1 protein-coding gene is annotated in these 917 nt (G+C 39.9%); it reads left to right on the top strand.

Going from position 1 to position 917, the window contains the following annotated elements; all coding sequences use genetic code 11:
- Positions 1 to 917 (top strand): SspB-related isopeptide-forming adhesin (locus HMPREF2917_RS11760; RefSeq protein WP_371106500.1); only part of this gene is annotated, 917 nt, incomplete at both ends.

Genomic DNA, 917 nt, shown 5'->3' with positions numbered 1-917 from the left:
ACAGCGAAAGCCTTGATCACAAACGTGACAGAACCTGCCGATAAAGAATTCAACAACAAGGTAACTCCACCAACAGAACCTAAGTTCCAACCAGAGAAATACGTTGTTTCTAAAGCGAAATTCGATATTACAGGTACGAAGCTCGTTGATGACGATTCTGAATTGACAGATAAATATGGTGAAACAAATACAAACCCATATGTCGATACAACTGCCAACAACGAAGATGAAAACTTGAATACTAAGACAGTTGAACGTGGATCTAAACTTTACTACCAAGTATGGTTGGATACAACTAAATTCTCAGCAACTAACAAAGAAAACATCCAAACAGTAGGAATCACAGATAACTACGACAAGGATAAATTGACTGTTAATGCGTCAGATATCAAGGTTTACGATTCAGTTACTGGTGCAGACGTTACGACGAAATTCGATATCTCTGATAACAATGGTGTTCTGACAGCGAACCTGAAAGATGGCTTCACGAAGTCACTTGGAGACGCTGAAAATACACAAATCATTGATACTACTAAGTTCGAATTTGGACGCTACTATAAATTTGATATCCCAGCAACAGTGAAAGACGATGTCGTAGCTGGTGCAGATATCGAAAACAAGGCAGCACAAGTTGTTAACTACTACAACCCAGTAAGCAAGACTGTTGAAAAACCAAACAAACCAACTGAAAAACGTGTCAACAGTGTTCCAATCTCAGTAGAATTCAACTTCACTAAGAAATTGGAAGGCCGTGCGCTAACAGCTGGCGAATTCACATTCGAGTTGAAAGACAGCGACAATGTTGTGATCGCAACTGCAACCAACGACAAAGCTGGTAAGATCAAGTTTGCTCCAGTAGAGTACACCAATAAAGCTGGTGAAACTGTCACTGCCCTTAAATACAAGAAGGGTCAAGA

Origin of the sequence: Streptococcus sp. HMSC061E03 (assembly GCF_001813505.1) — a bacterium.
In the GTDB taxonomy this organism is placed as follows: Bacteria; Bacillota; Bacilli; order Lactobacillales; family Streptococcaceae; genus Streptococcus.
The sequence above is the reverse complement of the archived record's forward strand: the minus strand, read 5'-3'. Positions and strand labels throughout refer to the sequence as shown.